Genomic DNA, 19,821 nt, shown 5'->3' with positions numbered 1-19,821 from the left:
TGTTCAACCCCTTGAAGCCAGGAAGAAGCAGCCACCGTGTCTGACCCGAACCTGAACGACGCCATCGAGCCCGACCAGGGCGAAGAGGCTGCGGCGACGGCCGAGGCGGCCCAGGCTGCACCGGACACGGTCGGCGACGGCACCGAGGACACCGCACCGGCCGCGGAGGCCGGGAAGACCCCGGAGCCCGCCGCCGCGGAGGCGCCCGCCGAGCCGGCCGAGCCCGCGGAGTCCCCCGCGCCCGCCGAAGCGGAGGGCGCGGACACGACCTCCGCCGAGCCCGCCGCTGCCGAGGAGCCCGAGGCCGACCCGGTCGAGGAACTCCGCCGTGAGCTGCGCGCCCTCCCCGGCGAGTGGTACGTGATCCACACCTACGCGGGCTACGAGAAGCGCGTGAAGGCCAACCTGGAGCAGCGCGCCGTCTCGCTCAACGTCGAGGAGTTCATCTACCAGGCCGAGGTCCCCGAGGAAGAGATCGTCCAGATCAAGAACGGGGAGCGGAAGAACGTCCGCCAGAACAAGCTCCCCGGCTATGTGCTGGTGCGCATGGACCTGACGAACGAGTCCTGGGGCGTCGTCCGGAACACCCCCGGCGTCACGGGCTTCGTGGGCAACGCCTACGACCCGTACCCGCTGACGCTGGACGAGATCGTCAAGATGCTCGCCCCGGAGGCCGAGGAGAAGGCCGCCAAGGCCGCGGCCGAGGAAGCCGGCGTCCCGGCGCCCAGCCGCAAGCTCGAGGTGCAGGTGCTGGACTTCGAGGTCGGCGACTCGGTCACCGTCACCGACGGCCCGTTCGCCACCCTCCAGGCCACCATCAACGAGATCAACGCCGACTCGAAGAAGGTCAAGGGCCTGGTCGAGATCTTCGGCCGCGAGACCCCGGTCGAGCTGAGCTTCGACCAGATCCAGAAGAACTAGGCGCCCGGCCCACGGGGCCGCGCCCGGCAGCTTCCGAACAGGTCGGACGGCTCTCCGGAACATCCCGCACGCGGGATCACGGAGAACCGTCTGACCTGCTCGGTTTTTGGCCGCACTGTCATACCCGTTATCGTGGTGCGGTATGCCTCCGTCCGGATGACCGGACCGGGGCGGAAACCTCTCACTAGGACCCGGAGAGAGCAATGCCTCCCAAGAAGAAGAAGGTCACGGGGCTGATCAAGCTCCAGATCCAGGCCGGCGCCGCCAACCCGGCCCCGCCGGTCGGCCCCGCGCTGGGCCAGCACGGCGTCAACATCATGGAGTTCTGCAAGGCCTACAACGCCGCGACCGAGTCGCAGCGCGGGATGGTCGTGCCGGTGGAGATCACGGTCTACGAGGACCGCTCCTTCACCTTCGTGACGAAGACCCCGCCGGCCGCGAAGCTGATCCTCAAGGCCGCGGGCGTGGACAAGGGCTCCGGCGAGCCGCACGTCAAGAAGGTCGCCAAGATCACCCGCGACCAGGTGCGCGAGATCGCCACCACCAAGATGCCCGACCTCAACGCCAACGACCTGGACGCCGCGGAGAAGATCATCGCCGGCACCGCCCGTTCCATGGGCGTCACGGTCGAGGGCTGACGCCCGTCCCGGTCGAGGGCCCCCTCGCACCGTCACCGTGGAAGGGCCGGCGCGGCCCGCACCACGACTCCCAAGAACCCGAGGAGCAGCAGTGAAGCGCAGCAAGTCCCTCCGCGCTGCGGACGCCAAGATCGAGACGGGCAAGCTCTACGCCCCGCTCGAGGCCGTCCGTCTGGCCAAGGAGACCTCTCCCACCAAGTTCGACGCGACCGTCGAGGTCGCCATGCGCCTGGGTGTCGACCCGCGCAAGGCCGACCAGATGGTGCGCGGCACCGTGAACCTGCCGCACGGCACCGGCAAGACCGCCCGGGTCCTGGTCTTCGCGACCGGTGAGCGTGCAGCGGCCGCGGAGGCCGCGGGCGCCGACATCGTCGGCTCCGACGAACTGATCGACGAGGTCTCCAAGGGCCGGCTGGACTTCGACGCCGTCGTCGCCACCCCGGACCTCATGGGCAAGGTCGGCCGCCTGGGCCGCGTGCTCGGTCCCCGTGGCCTGATGCCGAACCCGAAGACCGGCACCGTGACCCCGGACGTGGCCAAGGCCGTGACCGAGATCAAGGGCGGCAAGATCGAGTTCCGTGTCGACAAGCACGCGAACCTCCACTTCATCATCGGCAAGCTCTCCTTCGATGAGAAGCAGCTCGTGGAGAACTACGGCGCCGCGCTGGAGGAGATCAACCGCCTCAAGCCGTCCGCCGCCAAGGGCCGCTACATCAAGAAGGCCACCCTGAGCACCACGATGGGCCCCGGCATCCAGCTGGACTCCAACCGCACCCGCAACCTCCTGGAGGAGGAGGCCGCCGTCTGACCGACGGCGGCAGCGACGCGCTGCGAGCGACCGGGCCCCGCATCTCTCCGGAGGTGCGGGGCCCGGTCCGTGCGCCGTCGTCACGGGCCACGGGCCGCCCGTACGGTGCCGGCACGGGAGCCGGTGACGTTCCGATTTGCCTGGACGCGTGCCGTCCGCGTACGCTTCACCCGTAGCCAAAGACCGCTGGTCGTTGCCGTGCGCTCCCGAGTGTGCGGTGGCCGAAGGATCCGCTTCCGCGGACGGCCCGTGCAGGTGAATGAGGAGAGACTCCCCCGGAGCCCGATGGGTTTTCGTGGTCGAGTCACGCCCCGTGCGCCTGCACCGGGGCGTTTCGTTTTTGTTGAGCCCCCTTCTTCGCGTGCCCGATGCGGGCGGTCCGGCGACGTGTGCGGCTGATCGTGAGGTCAGTCGAGGATCATCACCCGGAAGGAGGCCGAGGCTCATGGCGAGGCCCGACAAGGTCGATGCCGTCGAGGAGATGAAGGACAAGTTCCAGAACTCCAACGCGGCCGTTGTGACCGCGTACACCGGTCTCACCGTGGCTCAGCTCAAGGAGCTGCGCCGTTCGCTCGGTGAGAACGCTCAGTACCGTGTGGTGAAGAACACGCTGACCAAGATCGCGGCTAACGAAGCCGGGATCACGACGATCGACGACCTGTTCGCGGGTTCGTCGGCCGTGGCCTTCGTGACCGGTGACCCGGTCGCGGCGGCGAAGGGTCTCCGTGACTTCGCCAAGGACAACCCCAGTCTCGTCATCAAGGGCGGTGTCCTTGACGGCAAGGCGCTGTCCGCCGACGAGTTCAAGAAGCTTGCGGACCTCGAGTCCCGCGAGGTGCTGCTCGCCAAGCTGGCCGGTGGCATGAAGGCGTCCATGGCCAAGGCCGCGGCGACCTTCCAGGCCCCGCTCTCGAAGTTCGTCCGCACCGCGGACGCCCTTCGCAGCAAGGTCGAGCAGGGCGGTGCCGGTACGCCGGCTCCCGCCGAGGCCGAGTCCGCCGAGTAAGAGGACGCGGTCGCAGCGGGCCCGTGAAGTAACGCCGCCAGGCGCACGCCCGCCGAAATGTAGATCCGGCACCTGCCGAATGAGTGGAAGGACGCCATCATGGCGAAGCTGTCCCAGGAAGACCTGCTCGAGCAGTTCAGCGAGATGACCCTCATCGAGCTCTCCGAGTTCGTGAAGGCCTTCGAGGAGAAGTTCGACGTCGAGGCCGCCGCCCCGGTCGCCGTCGCCGCTGCCGGCGGTGCCGCCGCCGGTGGTGCCGCCGAGGCCCCCGAGGAGAAGGACGAGTTCGACGTCGTCCTCACCGGCGCCGGTGACAAGAAGATCCAGGTCATCAAGGTCGTGCGCGAGCTGACCTCGCTGGGTCTGAAGGAGGCCAAGGACCTCGTCGACGGCGCCCCGAAGCCCGTCCTCGAGAAGGTCAGCAAGGAGCAGGCCGACAAGGCCGCCGAGTCCCTCAAGGGCGCCGGCGCCTCCGTCGAGGTCAAGTGACCCCTGCGGCCTGAAGCGGACGCCTCGTGAGAGGCCGTCCGCTCCGGGTCCGTACACGAGGGCGGCCACCCGCACGGGTGGCCGCCCTCGGGCGTTCTCCGGGACCGGTGTGGCGGGCGTCCTTGCCCTGCCGGATCCTGCGGGTATGGTGATCACCGCTGCTCCGGCGGTGCCTCCGCAACGATCTCCGCGGGGCGGGGGCCTTGACGTACGGCACCGCGGCACGCGATTCTCTCCACGCGCCGCGACATCGATCCCGGGTTCGATGCATGGATCGCGTACGAAGTGGGAAACCTTGCCGCAGGCGTTGGACAGCGTGAGGAACAACGAAGTGCGGCCCCTTTTCCGAGGGGGCGGCCGTCACTTCCCGGAGGGAGAGAGTGGTACTGCGCCGGTCTCCGGAAATCTGCTCTGGACATCAGTGTGCCTTGTGGCTACACTGACCCTTTGCGCTGCCTGTTAGCTGCCCTCTGCCCGTCACCAGGGGCATGACCCGTTCTCGAAAGCTGCTGAAGACTCCCCGGACCAGGGATCTGACCTGGGACGTCTTCTCCGCGCACGGAACGGGGCCGGTACGCGCGTAGTGAGTCCGAGCCCTCGGAAGGACCCCCTCTTGGCCGCCTCGCGCAACGCCTCGACCGCCAATACGAACAACGGCGCCAGCACCGCCCCGCTGCGCATCTCCTTTGCAAAGATCAAGGAGCCTCTCGAGGTTCCCAATCTCCTTGCGCTGCAAACCGAGAGCTTCGACTGGCTGCTCGGCAACGCCGCTTGGAAGGCCCGGGTCGAGTCGGCCCTGGAGAGTGGGCAGGACGTCCCCACGAAGTCCGGTCTGGAGGAGATCTTCGAAGAGATCTCCCCGATCGAGGACTTCTCCGGGTCGATGTCGCTGACCTTCCGCGACCACCGCTTCGAGCCGCCGAAGAACTCCCTCGAGGAGTGCAAGGAGCGCGACTTCACGTACGCCGCGCCGCTCTTCGTCACCGCCGAGTTCACGAACAACGAGACCGGTGAGATCAAGTCCCAGACGGTCTTCATGGGCGACTTCCCGCTCATGACCGACAAGGGCACCTTCTGCATCAACGGCACCGAGCGTGTCGTCGTCTCGCAGCTGGTCCGCTCGCCGGGCGTCTACTTCGACAGCTCGATCGACAAGACCTCCGACAAGGACATCTTCTCCGCCAAGATCATCCCCTCCCGGGGTGCCTGGCTGGAGATGGAGATCGACAAGCGCGACATGGTCGGTGTCCGCATCGACCGCAAGCGCAAGCAGTCCGTCACCGTCCTACTCAAGGCGCTCGGCTGGACCACCGAGCAGATCCTGGAGGAGTTCGGCGAGTACGAGTCCATGCGCGCCACCCTGGAGAAGGACCACACCCAGGGGCAGGACGACGCGCTGCTCGACATCTACCGCAAGCTGCGTCCGGGCGAGCCCCCCACGCGCGAGGCGGCCCAGACCCTGCTGGAGAACCTCTACTTCAACCCGAAGCGCTACGACCTCGCCAAGGTCGGCCGCTACAAGGTGAACAAGAAGCTCGGCGGGGACGAGCCGCTGGACGCCGGCGTGCTCACCACCGCCGACATCATCGCCACCATCAAGTACCTGGTGAAGCTGCACGCGGGCGAGACCGAGACGGTCAGCGCCGAGGGCCAGGAGATCGTCGTCGAGACCGACGACATCGACCACTTCGGCAACCGCCGCCTGCGCAACGTCGGCGAGCTCATCCAGAACCAGGTGCGCACCGGCCTGGCCCGGATGGAGCGCGTCGTCCGCGAGCGGATGACGACCCAGGACGTCGAGGCGATCACGCCGCAGACCCTGATCAACATCCGGCCGGTCGTCGCCTCCATCAAGGAGTTCTTCGGCACCAGCCAGCTCTCCCAGTTCATGGACCAGACCAACCCCATCTCGGGGCTGACCCACAAGCGCCGCCTGTCGGCGCTGGGCCCGGGCGGTCTGAGCCGTGAGCGGGCCGGCTTCGAGGTCCGTGACGTCCACCCCTCGCACTACGGCCGCATGTGCCCGATCGAGACGCCCGAAGGCCCGAACATCGGTCTGATCGGCTCGCTCGCCTCGTACGGCCGGGTCAACGCGTTCGGCTTCGTCGAGACCCCGTACCGCCGGGTCACCGAGGGCATCGTCACCGACAGCGTGGACTACCTCACGGCCGACGAGGAAGACCGCTTTGTCATCGCGCAGGCCAACGCCCCGCTGACGGACGACTTCCACTTCGCCGAGGGCCGGGTCCTGGTCCGCCGCCGCGGCGGTGAGGTCGACTACGTCCCCGGGACCGAGGTCGACTACATGGACGTCTCGCCGCGCCAGATGGTGTCGGTCGCGACCGCCATGATCCCGTTCCTGGAGCACGACGACGCCAACCGCGCGCTCATGGGCTCCAACATGATGCGCCAGGCGGTGCCGCTGCTGAAGGCGGAGGCCCCGCTGGTCGGCACCGGCATGGAGTACCGCTGCGCGGTCGACGCCGGTGACGTGATCAAGGCCGAGAAGGACGGTGTGGTCCAGGAGGTCTCCGCGGACTACATCACCGTCGCCAACGACGACGGCACCTACACCACCTACCGGGTGGCGAAGTTCTCCCGCTCCAACCAGGGCACCTCCTTCAACCAGAAGGTCGTCGTGGACGAGGGCGCCCGCGTGGTCGAGGGCCAGGTCCTCGCCGACGGCCCCTCCACCGAAGAGGGCGAGATGGCCCTCGGCAAGAACCTCCTCGTGGCGTTCATGCCGTGGGAGGGCTACAACTACGAAGACGCGATCATCCTCAGCCAGCGCCTGGTGCAGGACGACGTCCTCTCCTCGATCCACATCGAGGAGCACGAGGTCGACGCCCGTGACACCAAGCTCGGCCCCGAGGAGATCACCCGGGACATCCCGAACGTCTCCGAGGAGGTCCTCGCCGACCTCGACGAGCGCGGCATCATCCGTATCGGTGCCGAGGTCGTCGCGGGCGACATCCTGGTCGGCAAGGTCACGCCCAAGGGCGAGACCGAGCTGACCCCGGAGGAGCGGCTGCTCCGCGCGATCTTCGGCGAGAAGGCGCGCGAGGTCCGCGACACCTCGCTGAAGGTGCCGCACGGCGAGACCGGCAAGGTCATCGGCGTCCGCGTCTTCGACCGCGAGGAGGGCGACGAGCTGCCGCCCGGCGTCAACCAGCTCGTCCGCGTCTACGTCGCCCAGAAGCGCAAGATCACCGACGGTGACAAGCTCGCCGGGCGTCACGGCAACAAGGGCGTCATCTCCAAGATCCTGCCGGTCGAGGACATGCCGTTCCTGGAGGACGGCACCCCGGTCGACATCATCCTCAACCCGCTCGGCGTCCCGTCCCGGATGAACCCGGGACAGGTGCTGGAGATCCACCTCGGCTGGCTCGCCAGCCAGGGCTGGAAGGTGGAGGGCGACGAGGAGTGGATGCAGCGCCTCAAGGCCATCGGCGCCGACGAGGTCGCACCGCGCACCAACGTCGCCACCCCGGTGTTCGACGGCGCCCGCGAGGACGAGATCGCCGGTCTCTTCGAGGCCACGATCCCCAACCGCGACGGCGACCGCATGGTGCAGGGCTCCGGCAAGGCGCGGCTGTTCGACGGCCGCTCCGGCGAGCCGTTCCCGGACCCGATCTCGATCGGGTACATGTACATCCTCAAGCTCCACCACCTGGTCGACGACAAGCTGCACGCCCGGTCGACCGGTCCGTACTCGATGATCACCCAGCAGCCGCTGGGTGGTAAGGCCCAGTTCGGTGGCCAGCGCTTCGGTGAGATGGAGGTGTGGGCGCTGGAGGCGTACGGCGCCGCTTACGCCCTCCAGGAGCTGCTGACCATCAAGTCCGACGACGTCACCGGCCGCGTGAAGGTCTACGAGGCCATCGTCAAGGGCGAGAACATCCCCGAGCCCGGCATTCCCGAGTCCTTCAAGGTGCTCATCAAGGAAATGCAGTCGCTCTGCCTCAACGTGGAGGTGCTGTCCTCGGACGGCATGTCCATCGAGATGCGTGACACCGACGAGGACGTCTTCCGCGCCGCGGAGGAGCTCGGAATCGACCTGTCCCGGCGCGAGCCGAGCAGCGTCGAAGAGGTCTGACGGTCGGGCCGGGACCCGCTGCCCAGTGCGGCGGGCCCGGCCGGCCCGGACCGTCCAGACCACGATGAAGACACAGCCGCAGCCGGCAGGCGCCCCCCTCGGCAGCGGCGACAAACCCCGAAAGAGGGATTGACGACAAAGTGCTCGACGTCAACTTCTTCGACGAGCTGCGGATCGGCCTGGCCACCGCTGACGACATCCGTCAGTGGTCGCACGGCGAGGTCAAGAAGCCGGAGACCATCAACTACCGCACCCTCAAGCCCGAAAAGGACGGACTCTTCTGCGAGAAGATCTTCGGTCCGACCCGGGACTGGGAGTGCTACTGCGGAAAGTACAAGCGCGTCCGCTTCAAGGGCATCATCTGCGAGCGCTGCGGCGTCGAGGTCACTCGCGCCAAGGTGCGCCGTGAGCGGATGGGCCACATCGAGCTGGCCGCTCCCGTCACCCACATCTGGTACTTCAAGGGCGTTCCGTCGCGGCTGGGCTACCTGCTCGACCTCGCCCCGAAGGACCTGGAGAAGGTCATCTACTTCGCCGCGTACATGATCACGTACGTGGACGAGGAGCGCCGCACCCGCGATCTGCCCTCGCTGGAGGCTCATGTCTCCGTCGAGCGCCAGCAGGTCGAGCAGCGCCGTGACGCCGACCTCGAGGCCCGTGCCAAGAAGCTCGAGACCGACCTGGCCGAGCTGGAGGCCGAGGGCGCCAAGGCGGATGTCCGCCGCAAGGTGCGCGAGGGCGCCGAGCGCGAGATGAAGCAGCTGCGCGACCGCGCCCAGCGCGAGATCGACCGTCTCGACGAGGTGTGGAACCGCTTCAAGAACCTCAAGGTCCAGGACCTGGAGGGTGACGAGCTGCTCTACCGCGAGCTGCGGGACCGCTTCGGCACCTACTTCGACGGCTCGATGGGTGCCGCGGCGCTGCAGAAGCGCCTGGAGACCTTCGACCTCGACGAGGAGGCCGAGCGCCTCCGCGAGATCATCCGGACCGGCAAGGGCCAGAAGAAGACCCGCGCGCTCAAGCGCCTCAAGGTCGTCTCCGCCTTCCTGCAGACCCGCAACAGCCCCAAGGGCATGGTGCTGGACTGCGTGCCGGTGATCCCGCCGGACCTGCGTCCGATGGTGCAGCTGGACGGTGGCCGCTTCGCGACCTCCGACCTGAACGACCTGTACCGCCGCGTGATCAACCGGAACAACCGCCTCAAGCGGCTTCTCGACCTCGGCGCGCCCGAGATCATCGTGAACAACGAGAAGCGGATGCTGCAGGAGGCCGTCGACGCGCTCTTCGACAACGGCCGCCGCGGCCGCCCGGTGACGGGCCCCGGCAACCGTCCGCTGAAGTCGCTCTCCGACATGCTCAAGGGCAAGCAGGGCCGGTTCCGCCAGAACCTGCTCGGCAAGCGCGTCGACTACTCGGCCCGTTCCGTGATCGTCGTCGGCCCGCAGCTCAAGCTGCACCAGTGCGGTCTGCCGAAGGCCATGGCGCTGGAGCTCTTCAAGCCGTTCGTGATGAAGCGCCTGGTGGACCTCAACCACGCGCAGAACATCAAGTCGGCGAAGCGCATGGTCGAGCGCGGCCGCACGGTCGTGTACGACGTGCTCGAAGAGGTCATCGCCGAGCACCCGGTGCTGCTGAACCGTGCGCCGACGCTGCACCGTCTCGGCATCCAGGCCTTCGAGCCGCAGCTCGTCGAGGGCAAGGCCATCCAGATCCACCCGCTCGTCTGCACCGCGTTCAACGCGGACTTCGACGGTGACCAGATGGCCGTCCACCTGCCGCTCTCCGCGGAGGCGCAGGCCGAGGCGCGCATCCTGATGCTCTCCTCGAACAACATCCTCAAGCCCGCCGACGGCCGTCCGGTGACGATGCCGACCCAGGACATGGTGCTGGGTCTGTTCTTCCTCACCACCGAGCCGGAGGAGCGCGAGATCAAGGGCGAGGGACGCTCCTTCGCGTCCACCGCCGAGGCGATCATGGCCTTCGACGCCGGAGAGCTCTCGCTCCAGTCGAAGATCGACATCCGCTTCCCGGCCGGCACGGTCCCGCCGCGCGGCTGGACCCCGCCAGCCGACCAGGCCACCGAGGGCGGCGAGGACTGGCAGATCGGTGACGGCTTCCGGCTCCGTACCACCCTGGGCCGGGCGCTCTTCAACGAGCTGCTGCCCGAGGACTACCCGTTCGTCGACCACGTCGTGGGCAAGAAGCAGGTCTCCGAGATCGTCAACGACCTCGCGGAGCGCTACCCCAAGGTGACGGTCGCGGCGACCCTCGACAACCTGAAGGCGGCCGGTTACCACTGGGCCACCCGCTCCGGTGTCACCGTCTCGATCTCCGACATCGTGGTCCCCGAGGCCAAGAAGGAGATCATCAAGGGGTACGAGGCGCAGGACGAGAAGGTCCAGAAGCAGTACGAGCGCGGCCTGATCACCAAGGACGAGCGCACCCAGGAGCTCATCGCGATCTGGACCAAGGCGACGAACGAGGTCGCCGAGGCCATGAACGTGAACTTCCCGAAGACGAACCCCATCTTCATGATGGTCGACTCGGGTGCTCGCGGAAACATGATGCAGATGCGTCAGATCGCCGGTATGCGCGGTCTGGTGTCCAACGCGAAGAACGAGACCATCCCGCGGCCGATCAAGGCGTCGTTCCGCGAGGGTCTCTCCGTGCTGGAGTACTTCATCTCCACGCACGGTGCCCGTAAGGGTCTCGCGGACACCGCCCTCCGTACCGCCGACTCCGGGTACCTCACCCGGCGTCTGGTGGACGTCTCGCAGGACGTCATCATCCGCGAGGAGGACTGCGGCACCGAGCGTGGCCTCAAGCTGCGGATCGCGGTCAAGGCCACCGACGGCACGCTGCGCAAGGCGGACGACGTCGAGTCCAGCGTGTACGCGCGGATGCTCGCCGAGGACGTCGTCGTGGACGGCAAGGTCATCGCGCCGGCCAACGTCGACCTGGGCGATGTGCTCATCGACCAGCTCGTCGCGCACGGTGTGGAGACGGTCAAGACCCGCTCCGTCCTCACCTGCGAGTCGGCGGTCGGCACCTGCGCCTACTGCTACGGCCGCTCCCTGGCCACCGGCAAGCTGGTGGACATCGGCGAGGCCGTCGGCATCATCGCGGCCCAGTCGATCGGTGAGCCCGGCACCCAGCTGACGATGCGTACCTTCCACACCGGTGGTGTGGCCGGTGACGACATCACGCAGGGTCTGCCCCGTGTCGTCGAGCTCTTCGAGGCCCGTACCCCCAAGGGTGTGGCCCCGATCAGCGAGGCGGCCGGCCGGGTCCGCATCGAGGAGACCGAGAAGACCAAGAAGATCGTCGTCACCCCGGACGACGGCTCCGACGAGACGGCCTATGCCATCTCCAAGCGGGCCCGTCTGCTGGTGGGCGAGGGCGACCACGTCGAGGTCGGCCAGCCGCTGACCGTGGGTGCCACCAACCCGCACGACGTGCTGCGCATCCTCGGGCAGCGCGCCGTCCAGGTCCACCTGGTCGGCGAGGTGCAGAAGGTCTACAACTCGCAGGGTGTGTCGATCCACGACAAGCACATCGAGATCATCATCCGGCAGATGCTGCGCCGGGTGACGATCATCGAGTCCGGCGACGCGGAGCTGCTGCCGGGCGAGCTCGTGGAGCGCACGCGCTTCGAGGGCGAGAACCGTCGTGTGGTGCAGGAAGGCGGCCACCCGGCCTCCGGCCGTCCGCAGCTGATGGGTATCACCAAGGCCTCGCTCGCCACCGAGTCCTGGCTGTCGGCGGCGTCCTTCCAGGAGACGACCAGGGTCCTGACCGACGCGGCGATCAACGCCAAGTCGGACTCCCTGATCGGCCTCAAGGAGAACGTCATCATCGGTAAGCTCATCCCGGCCGGTACGGGCCTGTCCCGCTACCGCAACATCCGGGTGGAGCCCACCGAGGAGGCGAAGGCCGCGATGTACTCGGCCGTCGGTTACGACGACATCGACTACTCGCCCTTCGGCACCGGCTCCGGCCAGGCGGTCCCGCTGGAGGACTACGACTACGGTCCGTACAACCAGTAGGCCCCGGTCTGCGTCTTCCAGGGCGGCCACTCCCCGCGGAGTGGCCGCCCTGCGGCGTTGCCGGGGGCCGTGGTGAGAACCGCCCCACCGGAACTCCCCGGCGCCGCCCTGCGTCGGGGATGATGAGGGGGAGACGCGGCGAGACGGGGAGGTTCTGCGGTGACATTCGAACCGTGGCAGGGGGGCAAGCCCCCACAGCACATGCAGCCGGCTCAGCCCGTGCACCTTCCGCAGATGTCGGTGATGCGCGCCTCCGACGCGGACCGGGAGCGCGCGGTGGACGTGCTCAAGGCCGGCTTCGCCGAGGGGCGGCTCTCCCAGGGGGAGTACGAGCAGCGGATCGGCCGGGCCTACCAGGCGCAGACGCACGGCCAGTTGCAGGCCATCGTCGCGGATCTGCCGCAGGGGCCGGTGCCCCAGAGCTTCCCGGCGCCGGTGCACGCGGTGGTCCCGCCGACGTTCCTGCCCGCGCCGCCCATGCCGACCCGGACGAACGGCAGCGCCACCGGCGCCCTGGTCTGCGGGATCCTCTCCCCGATGACCTGGGGTCTGACGGCCATCCCGGCGGTGATCCTGGGCCACAAGGCGCGCGCCGAGATCCGCAGGACGGGGGAGGGCGGTGAGGGCTTCGCCACGGCGGGGATCGTCATCGGCTGGCTGTCCATAGCGTTCGGCCTGTTCTTCATCCTGCTGCTGGTGGCTGCCGCGGCCTGAGCGCCGGCACCGGGCACCGGAGCACCCTCACGGGCTCTCACCGGGCCGGACGGGCCCGGGGTGCGGGTCGCCGGACGGGAAGGCGGTGGGGGCGGTGAGGGCGGATCAACTCGTCCGTCCGTCGCTCGACTGCCCGCGCGGACTTGTTTTGACCGGAGCCCATGCGGTAGGTACGCTCTGACCTTGTGCCTGGGGTGTCCCTGGGCCCCCGTGCGCGCATTTCGCCCCGCCACCGGCAGGGAGAGTGCCTCACGTCCGGGGGCCGGAGACCGTTACGGTCCACGACACCGAATTCTGTGTCCTGACTGCCCCGCAGGAAGTCCGCAGCTTCGACACACCCGACCGCGTGGGTCGGGGAAGTGGTCGGGAATCCGTACAAAACCCCAGGTTAGCTTTAACGAGACGGCACACAGAAACCGGAGAAACGGTGCCTACGATCCAGCAGCTGGTCCGCAAGGGCCGGCAGGACAAGGTCGAGAAGAACAAGACGCCCGCGCTCGAGGGATCCCCTCAGCGGCGCGGCGTCTGCACGCGTGTGTTCACCACCACCCCCAAGAAGCCGAACTCGGCCCTGCGTAAGGTCGCACGTGTGCGTCTCACCAGCGGCATCGAGGTCACCGCTTACATCCCGGGTGAGGGACACAACCTGCAGGAGCACTCCATCGTGCTCGTGCGTGGTGGCCGTGTGAAGGACCTGCCGGGTGTTCGCTACAAGATCATCCGCGGCTCTCTCGACACCCAGGGTGTCAAGAACCGCAAGCAGGCCCGCAGCCGCTACGGCGCCAAGAAGGAGAAGTAAGCATGCCTCGTAAGGGCCCCGCCCCGAAGCGCCCGGTCATCATCGACCCGGTCTACGGTTCTCCTCTGGTGACGTCGCTGATCAACAAGGTGCTGCTGAACGGCAAGCGCTCCACCGCCGAGCGCATCGTCTACGGCGCCATGGAGGGCCTCCGCGAGAAGACCGGCAACGACCCGGTCATCACGCTGAAGCGCGCTCTGGAGAACATCAAGCCGACGCTTGAGGTCAAGTCCCGCCGCGTCGGTGGCGCCACCTACCAGGTGCCGGTCGAGGTCAAGCCCGGCCGCGCCTCCACCCTCGCGCTGCGCTGGCTCGTCGGCTACTCCCGCGCCCGCCGGGAGAAGACCATGACCGAGCGGCTCATGAACGAGCTCCTGGACGCCAGCAATGGTCTGGGCGCCTCCGTGAAGCGCCGCGAGGACACCCACAAGATGGCCGAGTCCAACAAGGCCTTCGCGCACTACCGCTGGTAGTCGCTACCCACATCGAGACCGAGAGAAGACTGAGCCATATGGCCACCACTTCACTTGACCTGGCCAGGGTCCGCAACATCGGGATCATGGCCCACATCGACGCGGGCAAGACGACGACCACCGAGCGGATCCTGTTCTACACCGGTGTGAGCTACAAGATCGGTGAGGTCCACGAGGGCGCTGCCACGATGGACTGGATGGAGCAGGAGCAGGAGCGCGGCATCACCATCACGTCCGCCGCGACGACCTGCCACTGGCCCCTGGACGACGTCGACCACACCATCAACATCATCGACACCCCGGGTCACGTCGACTTCACCGTCGAGGTGGAGCGTTCGCTCCGCGTCCTCGACGGCGCGGTCACCGTGTTCGACGGTGTCGCCGGTGTGGAGCCCCAGTCCGAGACCGTGTGGCGGCAGGCGGACCGCTACGGCGTTCCGCGCATCTGCTTCGTCAACAAGCTCGACCGGACCGGCGCCGAGTTCCACCGCTGCGTCGACATGATCGTGGACCGCCTGGGTGCGGTTCCGCTGGTCATGCAGCTGCCGATCGGTGCCGAGGCGGACTTCAAGGGCGTCGTCGACCTCGTCGCGATGAAGGCTCTCGTCTGGTCCGCCGAGGCGACCAAGGGCGAGATGTACGACGTCGTCGACATCCCCGACACCCACGCGGAAGCCGCCGAGGAATGGCGCGGCAAGCTGCTGGAGACCGTCGCGGAGCACGACGAGGAGATGATGGAGATGTACCTGGAGGGCCAGGAGCCCACCCAGGAGCAGCTCATCGCCGCCATCCGCCGTGCCACCATCGCGTCCACCCTCACCGAGAACGAGGGCCAGCCGACCTTCACCCCGGTGTTCTGCGGAACCGCGTTCAAGAACAAGGGCGTTCAGCCCCTGCTCGACGCGGTCGTGCGCTACCTGCCGTCTCCCCTGGACGTCGAGGCCATCGAGGGCACCGACGTCAAGGACACCGAGACGGTCATCAAGCGCAAGCCCAGCGAGGAGGAGCCCTTCGCGGGCCTCGCCTTCAAGATCATGAGCGACCCCCACCTGGGCAAGCTCACCTACGTCCGGGTGTACTCCGGCCGCATGGAGACGGGCACCGCGGTGCTCAACTCCGTGAAGGGCAAGAAGGAGCGCATCGGCAAGATCTACCGTATGCACGCGAACAAGCGTGAGGAGATCTCGGGCGTGGGCGCCGGCGACATCGTCGCCGTCATGGGCCTGAAGCAGACCACCACCGGTGAGACGCTCTGCGACGAGAAGAACCCGGTGATCCTGGAGTCCATGGACTTCCCGGCGCCGGTCATCGAGGTCGCGATCGAGCCCAAGTCCAAGGGCGACCAGGAGAAGCTGGGTGTCGCCATCCAGCGGCTCTCGGACGAGGACCCCTCGTTCCAGGTTCACTCGGACGAGGAGACCGGCCAGACCATCATCGGCGGCATGGGCGAGCTGCACCTCGAGGTGCTGGTCGACCGCATGAAGCGCGAGTTCAAGGTCGAGGCCAACGTCGGCAAGCCGCAGGTCGCCTACCGCGAGACCATTCGCAAGACGGTCGAGAAGGTCGACTACACGCACAAGAAGCAGACCGGTGGTACCGGTCAGTTCGCCAAGGTGCAGATCTCGATCGAGCCCCTGGAGGCCACGGACGGCTCGGCCTACGAGTTCGTCAACAAGGTGACCGGTGGCCGCATCCCCAAGGAGTACATCCCCTCGGTGGACGCGGGCTGTCAGGAGGCCATGCAGTTCGGCATCCTGGCCGGCTACGAGATGGTGGGCGTCCGCGTCACCCTGCTCGACGGTGCCTTCCACGACGTGGACTCCTCGGAACTCGCGTTCAAGATCGCCGGTTCCCAGGCGTTCAAGGAGGCCGCCCGCAAGGCGTCCCCCGTGCTGCTGGAGCCGATGATGGCCGTGGAGGTCACCACCCCCGAGGACTACATGGGTGATGTGATCGGCGACCTCAACTCGCGTCGTGGCCAGGTCCAGGCGATGGACGAGCGCAGCGGCGCCCGTGTCGTCAAGGCCCTGGTCCCGCTGTCGGAGATGTTCGGCTACGTCGGCGACCTCCGCAGCAAGACGTCCGGTCGCGCGAGCTACTCCATGCAGTTCGACTCCTACGGCGAGGTTCCGCGGAACGTCTCCGAGGAGATCATCGCGAAGGCCAAGGGCGAGTAGCACTAGGCTGCTCAGCTATTAGGCTGGAGCACACAAGGCTGCGGGAATCTCCGCCGCGGGCCGTCACGGTCCGCGGCGGGGGACCCGGCAGTCTGCCCCCAAGCGAATACGGCCAAGGGCATCCCCTCGGGGTCCTGGTCGGTTCGGAAAGACCACCTGAACCCATCCGCAAAGTGTGGATGGAGTACAGCACCAGTCCACAGGAGGACCCCAGTGGCGAAGGCGAAGTTCGAGCGGACTAAGCCGCACGTCAACATCGGCACCATCGGTCACATCGACCACGGTAAGACGACGCTCACCGCGGCGATTACCAAGGTGCTGCACGACGCGTACCCGGACCTGAACGAGGCCTCGGCCTTTGACCAGATCGACAAGGCGCCGGAAGAGCGCCAGCGCGGTATCACCATCTCCATCGCGCACGTCGAGTACCAGACCGAGTCGCGTCACTACGCCCACGTTGACTGCCCGGGTCACGCGGACTACATCAAGAACATGATCACCGGTGCGGCGCAGATGGACGGCGCCATCCTCGTGGTCGCCGCCACCGACGGCCCGATGCCGCAGACCAAGGAGCACGTGCTCCTGGCCCGCCAGGTCGGCGTGCCGTACATCGTCGTCGCCCTGAACAAGGCCGACATGGTGGACGACGAGGAGATCATGGAGCTCGTCGAGCTCGAGGTCCGTGAGCTTCTCTCCGAGTACGAGTTCCCGGGCGACGACCTCCCCGTCGTGCGTGTCTCGGCGCTCAAGGCGCTCGAGGGCGACAAGGAGTGGGGCGAGTCCGTCCTCAAGCTCATGCAGGCCGTCGACGAGTCGATCCCGGAGCCGGAGCGCGACGTCGAGAAGCCGTTCCTGATGCCGATCGAGGACGTCTTCACCATCACCGGTCGCGGTACGGTCGTCACCGGCCGCATCGAGCGTGGTGTCCTCAAGGTCAACGAGAACGTCGACATCATCGGCATCAAGACCGAGAAGACCAGCACCACGGTCACCGGCATCGAGATGTTCCGCAAGCTGCTCGACGAGGGCCAGGCCGGTGAGAACGTCGGTCTGCTCCTCCGTGGCATCAAGCGCGAGGACGTCGAGCGCGGCCAGGTCATCATCAAGCCGGGCTCGGTCACCCCGCACACGGAGTTCGAGGCGACGGCGTACATCCTGTCGAAGGACGAGGGTGGTCGTCACACCCCCTTCTTCAACAACTACCGCCCGCAGTTCTACTTCCGTACCACGGACGTGACCGGCGTCGTGACCCTCCCCGAGGGCACCGAGATGGTCATGCCGGGCGACAACACCTCCATGTCCGTCCAGCTGATCCAGCCGGTCGCCATGGAGGAGGGCCTCAAGTTCGCCATCCGTGAGGGTGGCCGGACCGTCGGCGCCGGCCAGGTCACCAAGATCGTCAAGTGACCCGGTTCGCCGTCTAGGCAACCGCCGGCCCCGGCCGGCACGCGAGGGCCCGTACGACTCCGGTCGTGCGGGCCCTTCGCGCTGCCCGGCGGGCCGTGTGCGGCCGGCGAACCGGCAGCCAGGACTTGCCCCCACCCCGGCAGCGGTCGCCGCCGCCGGCGGCGGCGACCACGGTGCGTTTCGGGCCCGGCCGTCCCCCGGCGGGGTGCCGGAGGGCAAAACTGGATCCGGACCACGCCGGCCCGGGCGTGGTTCGTGGTCCTGCGGCTCTACAGCCCGCCGCAGGCCCCTTCGCGGTCGTCGCCGCCGGCTTCTTCCTGCGCTGCGCGGTTACCGGCGGCAGTGGCCGGGCCGGGACGCGCCGGCCGGGCCGACCGTGTGGGCGTGGGTCCGCGGGGGGCGCCGGTCAGCCGCCGAGCGTCCCCGGTGTCGCCTGCTCCGCCCAGATGACCTTGCCGTCCTTGGTGTAGCGCGTGCCCCAGCGCTCGGCGAACTGGGCCACAAGGAAGAGGCCCCGTCCGCCCTCGTCCATGCCGGCCGCGTAGCGCAGATGCGGCGAGGTGCTGCTGTGGTCGGAGACCTCGAAGGTGAGCGCACGGTCGCGGATCAACCGCACTTTGATGGGCCCCGTGGCGTGGCGCATGGCGTTGGTGATCAGTTCGCTGCAGATCAGTTCCGTGGTGTAAACGAGGTCCTCCAGCTCCCACTCCATGAGCCGGGCGGAGACGGCAGCGCGTACGCGGCGAACGGCGGCAGGCTCGCTCTCCACGTCCCACTCGGCGACCTGCCCGGGTCCCACCATCCGCGTACGGGCGACGAGCAGCGCGATGTCGTCGCTCTGGACCTCCGGGAGCAGGGCGTCGAGCACGGCGTCGCAGGTCTCCTCGGGCGAACGGTCCGCGTGCGCCAGCGTCTCGCGGAGCAACTGGAGCCCGGTGTCGACGTCCAGGTCGCGGCGCTCGACGAGGCCGTCGGTGAACAGGACGAGCCTGCTGCCCTCGGGCAGACGCAGCTCGGCGCCTTCGAAGGGCAGTCCGCCGATGCCGAGGGGGAGGCAGGACGGCACGTCCAGGAACTCCACCGTTCCGTCGGGGTGTACGAGCGCGGGCGCAAGGTGGCCGGCGCTGGCGATGGCACAGTTGCCGGACACGGAGTCGTAGACCGCGTACAGGCAGGTCGCGCCGGTGACGGTGGTCTTGTCGCCGGCCGCGATCGCGTCCTGGTCGATAAGGGCGACCAACTCGTCGAGGCGGCTGAGGAGTTCGTCGGGCGGCAGGTCCAGGGGGGTGGAGAAGTTGTGCACGGCGGTGCGCAGCTGCCCCATGGTGGCCGCGGCATGCAGTCCGTGCCCGACGATGTCGCCCATGACCAGCGCCACCCTGGCGCCCGGCAGCGGGATGACGTCGAACCAGTCGCCGCCGACTGCCTGCGCGGGGAGGTAACGGGAAGCGACCTCGACGGCGTTCTGTTGGGGCAGCGCGCGGGGCAGCAGTCTCCGCTGCAGCGCCACGGCCAAGCCGTGCTCGCGGGTGTAGCGGCGTGCGTTGTCGAGGGACACGGCGGCTCGGGTGGCCAGTTCGGCTGCGAGGGACAGATCGTCCTGATCGAAGGGCTCGGGCTTCTCGGAGCGCCAGAAGTGGACGACGCCCAGCAGCACGCCGCGGGCGGACAGCGGCGCCGTGATGAGCGAATGGATCCCGTAGCCGATGATGCGGGAGCCCCGCGCGGGGTCCATCTCCTGCCAGCGCGTGGCATCACGCAGACGAGGCACCAGGACCGCCTGCCCGCTCTCGATGCTGCGGGCCTGCGGCGAGGACGGCCCGAAAGTGATCAGGTCACCGACGGCGAAGAAGGGAACGTCGTCGCGGATACCGGTGACGGCCGCCCGCTGCATCCGCTTACTGCCGGTGATTATGCCGTTCATCCCCAGTTCCTCATCGCCCAGCACGGACTCGGCCAGGTCGACGGCGACGTAGTCGGCGAAGCGCGGAACCGCGACCTGCGTCAGCTCTTCGGCCGTACGGGTCACATCGAGGGTGGTGCCGATGCCGCCGGTCGCGGCGTAGAGCAACTTCAGCCGCCACCGGACCAGCTCGACCCTCTGCGACGCCTCGCCGATCATCTCCATCACTTCATCGGTGCCGACCTCCTCCTCTCCGGCCACCGCGGCGACCGCGAGCCGCGCGGACGCGGCGCCCACCGAACCAACGAGCTGGGCTTCAGCGTGATGGACCAGCTCCGGCGGCG

The 19,821-nt window shown here is 68.0% G+C and carries 12 protein-coding genes and 1 pseudogene; 12 read left to right on the top strand and 1 reads right to left on the bottom strand.

From position 1 onward, the window contains the following. Positions 1–36: 36 nt before the first annotated feature. The 12 genes from nusG (at position 37) to tuf (ending at position 17,574) form a co-directional block, all read left to right on the top strand. Positions 37–921 carry a transcription termination/antitermination protein NusG gene (gene nusG, locus SXIN_RS12610; protein ID WP_095756995.1) on the top strand — a complete coding sequence of 295 codons (885 nt, stop codon included), beginning with the start codon at positions 37–39 and terminating at the stop codon, positions 919–921. Between the two features lie 203 nt (positions 922–1,124). Beyond that, the gene (rplK, locus tag SXIN_RS12605; RefSeq protein WP_019707809.1) at positions 1,125–1,559 is read left to right on the top strand and encodes a 50S ribosomal protein L11; all 435 of its coding nucleotides are present in this window, start codon (positions 1,125–1,127) and stop codon (positions 1,557–1,559) included. Between the two features lie 91 nt (positions 1,560–1,650). After that, positions 1,651–2,367 carry a 50S ribosomal protein L1 gene (gene rplA, locus SXIN_RS12600; RefSeq protein WP_019707810.1) on the top strand — a complete coding sequence of 239 codons (717 nt, stop codon included), beginning with the start codon at positions 1,651–1,653 and terminating at the stop codon, positions 2,365–2,367. 445 nt (positions 2,368–2,812) lie between these two features. Then, a complete protein-coding gene (rplJ, locus tag SXIN_RS12595) occupies positions 2,813–3,373 on the top strand; it encodes a 50S ribosomal protein L10 (RefSeq protein ID WP_019707811.1) in 561 nt (186 codons plus the stop codon). Between the two features lie 99 nt (positions 3,374–3,472). Then, positions 3,473–3,862 carry a 50S ribosomal protein L7/L12 gene (gene rplL / locus SXIN_RS12590; protein ID WP_019707812.1) on the top strand — a complete coding sequence of 130 codons (390 nt, stop codon included), beginning with the start codon at positions 3,473–3,475 and terminating at the stop codon, positions 3,860–3,862. A 613-nt stretch (positions 3,863–4,475) separates the two neighbouring features. Next, entirely contained in the window at positions 4,476–7,958 is a 3,483-nt protein-coding gene (rpoB, locus tag SXIN_RS12580; RefSeq protein ID WP_019707813.1) for a DNA-directed RNA polymerase subunit beta, read from the top strand. Positions 7,959–8,098: 140 nt separating this feature from the next. Beyond that, on the top strand, positions 8,099–12,004 hold the full coding sequence (locus SXIN_RS12575) for a DNA-directed RNA polymerase subunit beta' (protein WP_019707814.1): 3,906 nt from the start codon (positions 8,099–8,101) through the stop codon (positions 12,002–12,004). Positions 12,005–12,247: 243 nt separating this feature from the next. Next, positions 12,248–12,718 carry a DUF1707 and DUF4190 domain-containing protein gene (locus tag SXIN_RS12570; RefSeq protein ID WP_039820627.1) on the top strand — a complete coding sequence of 157 codons (471 nt, stop codon included), beginning with the start codon at positions 12,248–12,250 and terminating at the stop codon, positions 12,716–12,718. Between the two features lie 427 nt (positions 12,719–13,145). Continuing rightward, a complete protein-coding gene (gene rpsL, locus SXIN_RS12565; RefSeq protein WP_003948652.1) occupies positions 13,146–13,517 on the top strand; it encodes a 30S ribosomal protein S12 in 372 nt (123 codons plus the stop codon). A 2-nt stretch (positions 13,518–13,519) separates the two neighbouring features. Further along, entirely contained in the window at positions 13,520–13,990 is a 471-nt protein-coding gene (gene rpsG / locus SXIN_RS12560) for a 30S ribosomal protein S7 (RefSeq protein ID WP_019707816.1), read from the top strand. Between the two features lie 38 nt (positions 13,991–14,028). Next, positions 14,029–16,167, top strand: coding sequence for an elongation factor G (gene fusA / locus SXIN_RS12555; RefSeq protein ID WP_019707817.1), 2,139 nt, complete (start codon positions 14,029–14,031; stop codon positions 16,165–16,167). A gap of 213 nt (positions 16,168–16,380) precedes the next feature. Continuing rightward, positions 16,381–17,574, top strand: coding sequence for an elongation factor Tu (gene tuf, locus SXIN_RS12550; protein ID WP_019707818.1), 1,194 nt, complete (start codon positions 16,381–16,383; stop codon positions 17,572–17,574). 406 nt (positions 17,575–17,980) lie between these two features. On the opposite strand, the pseudogene SXIN_RS12545 reads toward tuf, so the two are convergent. Continuing rightward, positions 17,981–19,681 (bottom strand): annotated as a pseudogene (locus tag SXIN_RS12545) (SpoIIE family protein phosphatase); the annotation flags it as partial. Positions 19,682–19,821 lie beyond the last annotated feature (140 nt).

The organism is Streptomyces xinghaiensis S187, assembly GCF_000220705.2.
Taxonomy (GTDB): domain Bacteria; phylum Actinomycetota; class Actinomycetes; order Streptomycetales; family Streptomycetaceae; genus Streptomyces; species Streptomyces xinghaiensis.
Note: the sequence above shows the minus strand (reverse complement) of the source record. Positions and strands in the feature narration are given on the sequence as shown.

Coding starts and splice junctions, on each gene's coding strand:
- rplK (WP_019707809.1), top strand. CDS start 1,125: ATGCCTCCCAAGAAGAAGAAGGTCACGGGGCTGATCAAGCTCCAGATC.
- rplJ (WP_019707811.1), top strand. CDS start 2,813: ATGGCGAGGCCCGACAAGGTCGATGCCGTCGAGGAGATGAAGGACAAG.
- rplL (WP_019707812.1), top strand. CDS start 3,473: ATGGCGAAGCTGTCCCAGGAAGACCTGCTCGAGCAGTTCAGCGAGATG.
- SXIN_RS12570 (WP_039820627.1), top strand. CDS start 12,248: ATGCGCGCCTCCGACGCGGACCGGGAGCGCGCGGTGGACGTGCTCAAG.
- rpsG (WP_019707816.1), top strand. CDS start 13,520: ATGCCTCGTAAGGGCCCCGCCCCGAAGCGCCCGGTCATCATCGACCCG.
- fusA (WP_019707817.1), top strand. CDS start 14,029: ATGGCCACCACTTCACTTGACCTGGCCAGGGTCCGCAACATCGGGATC.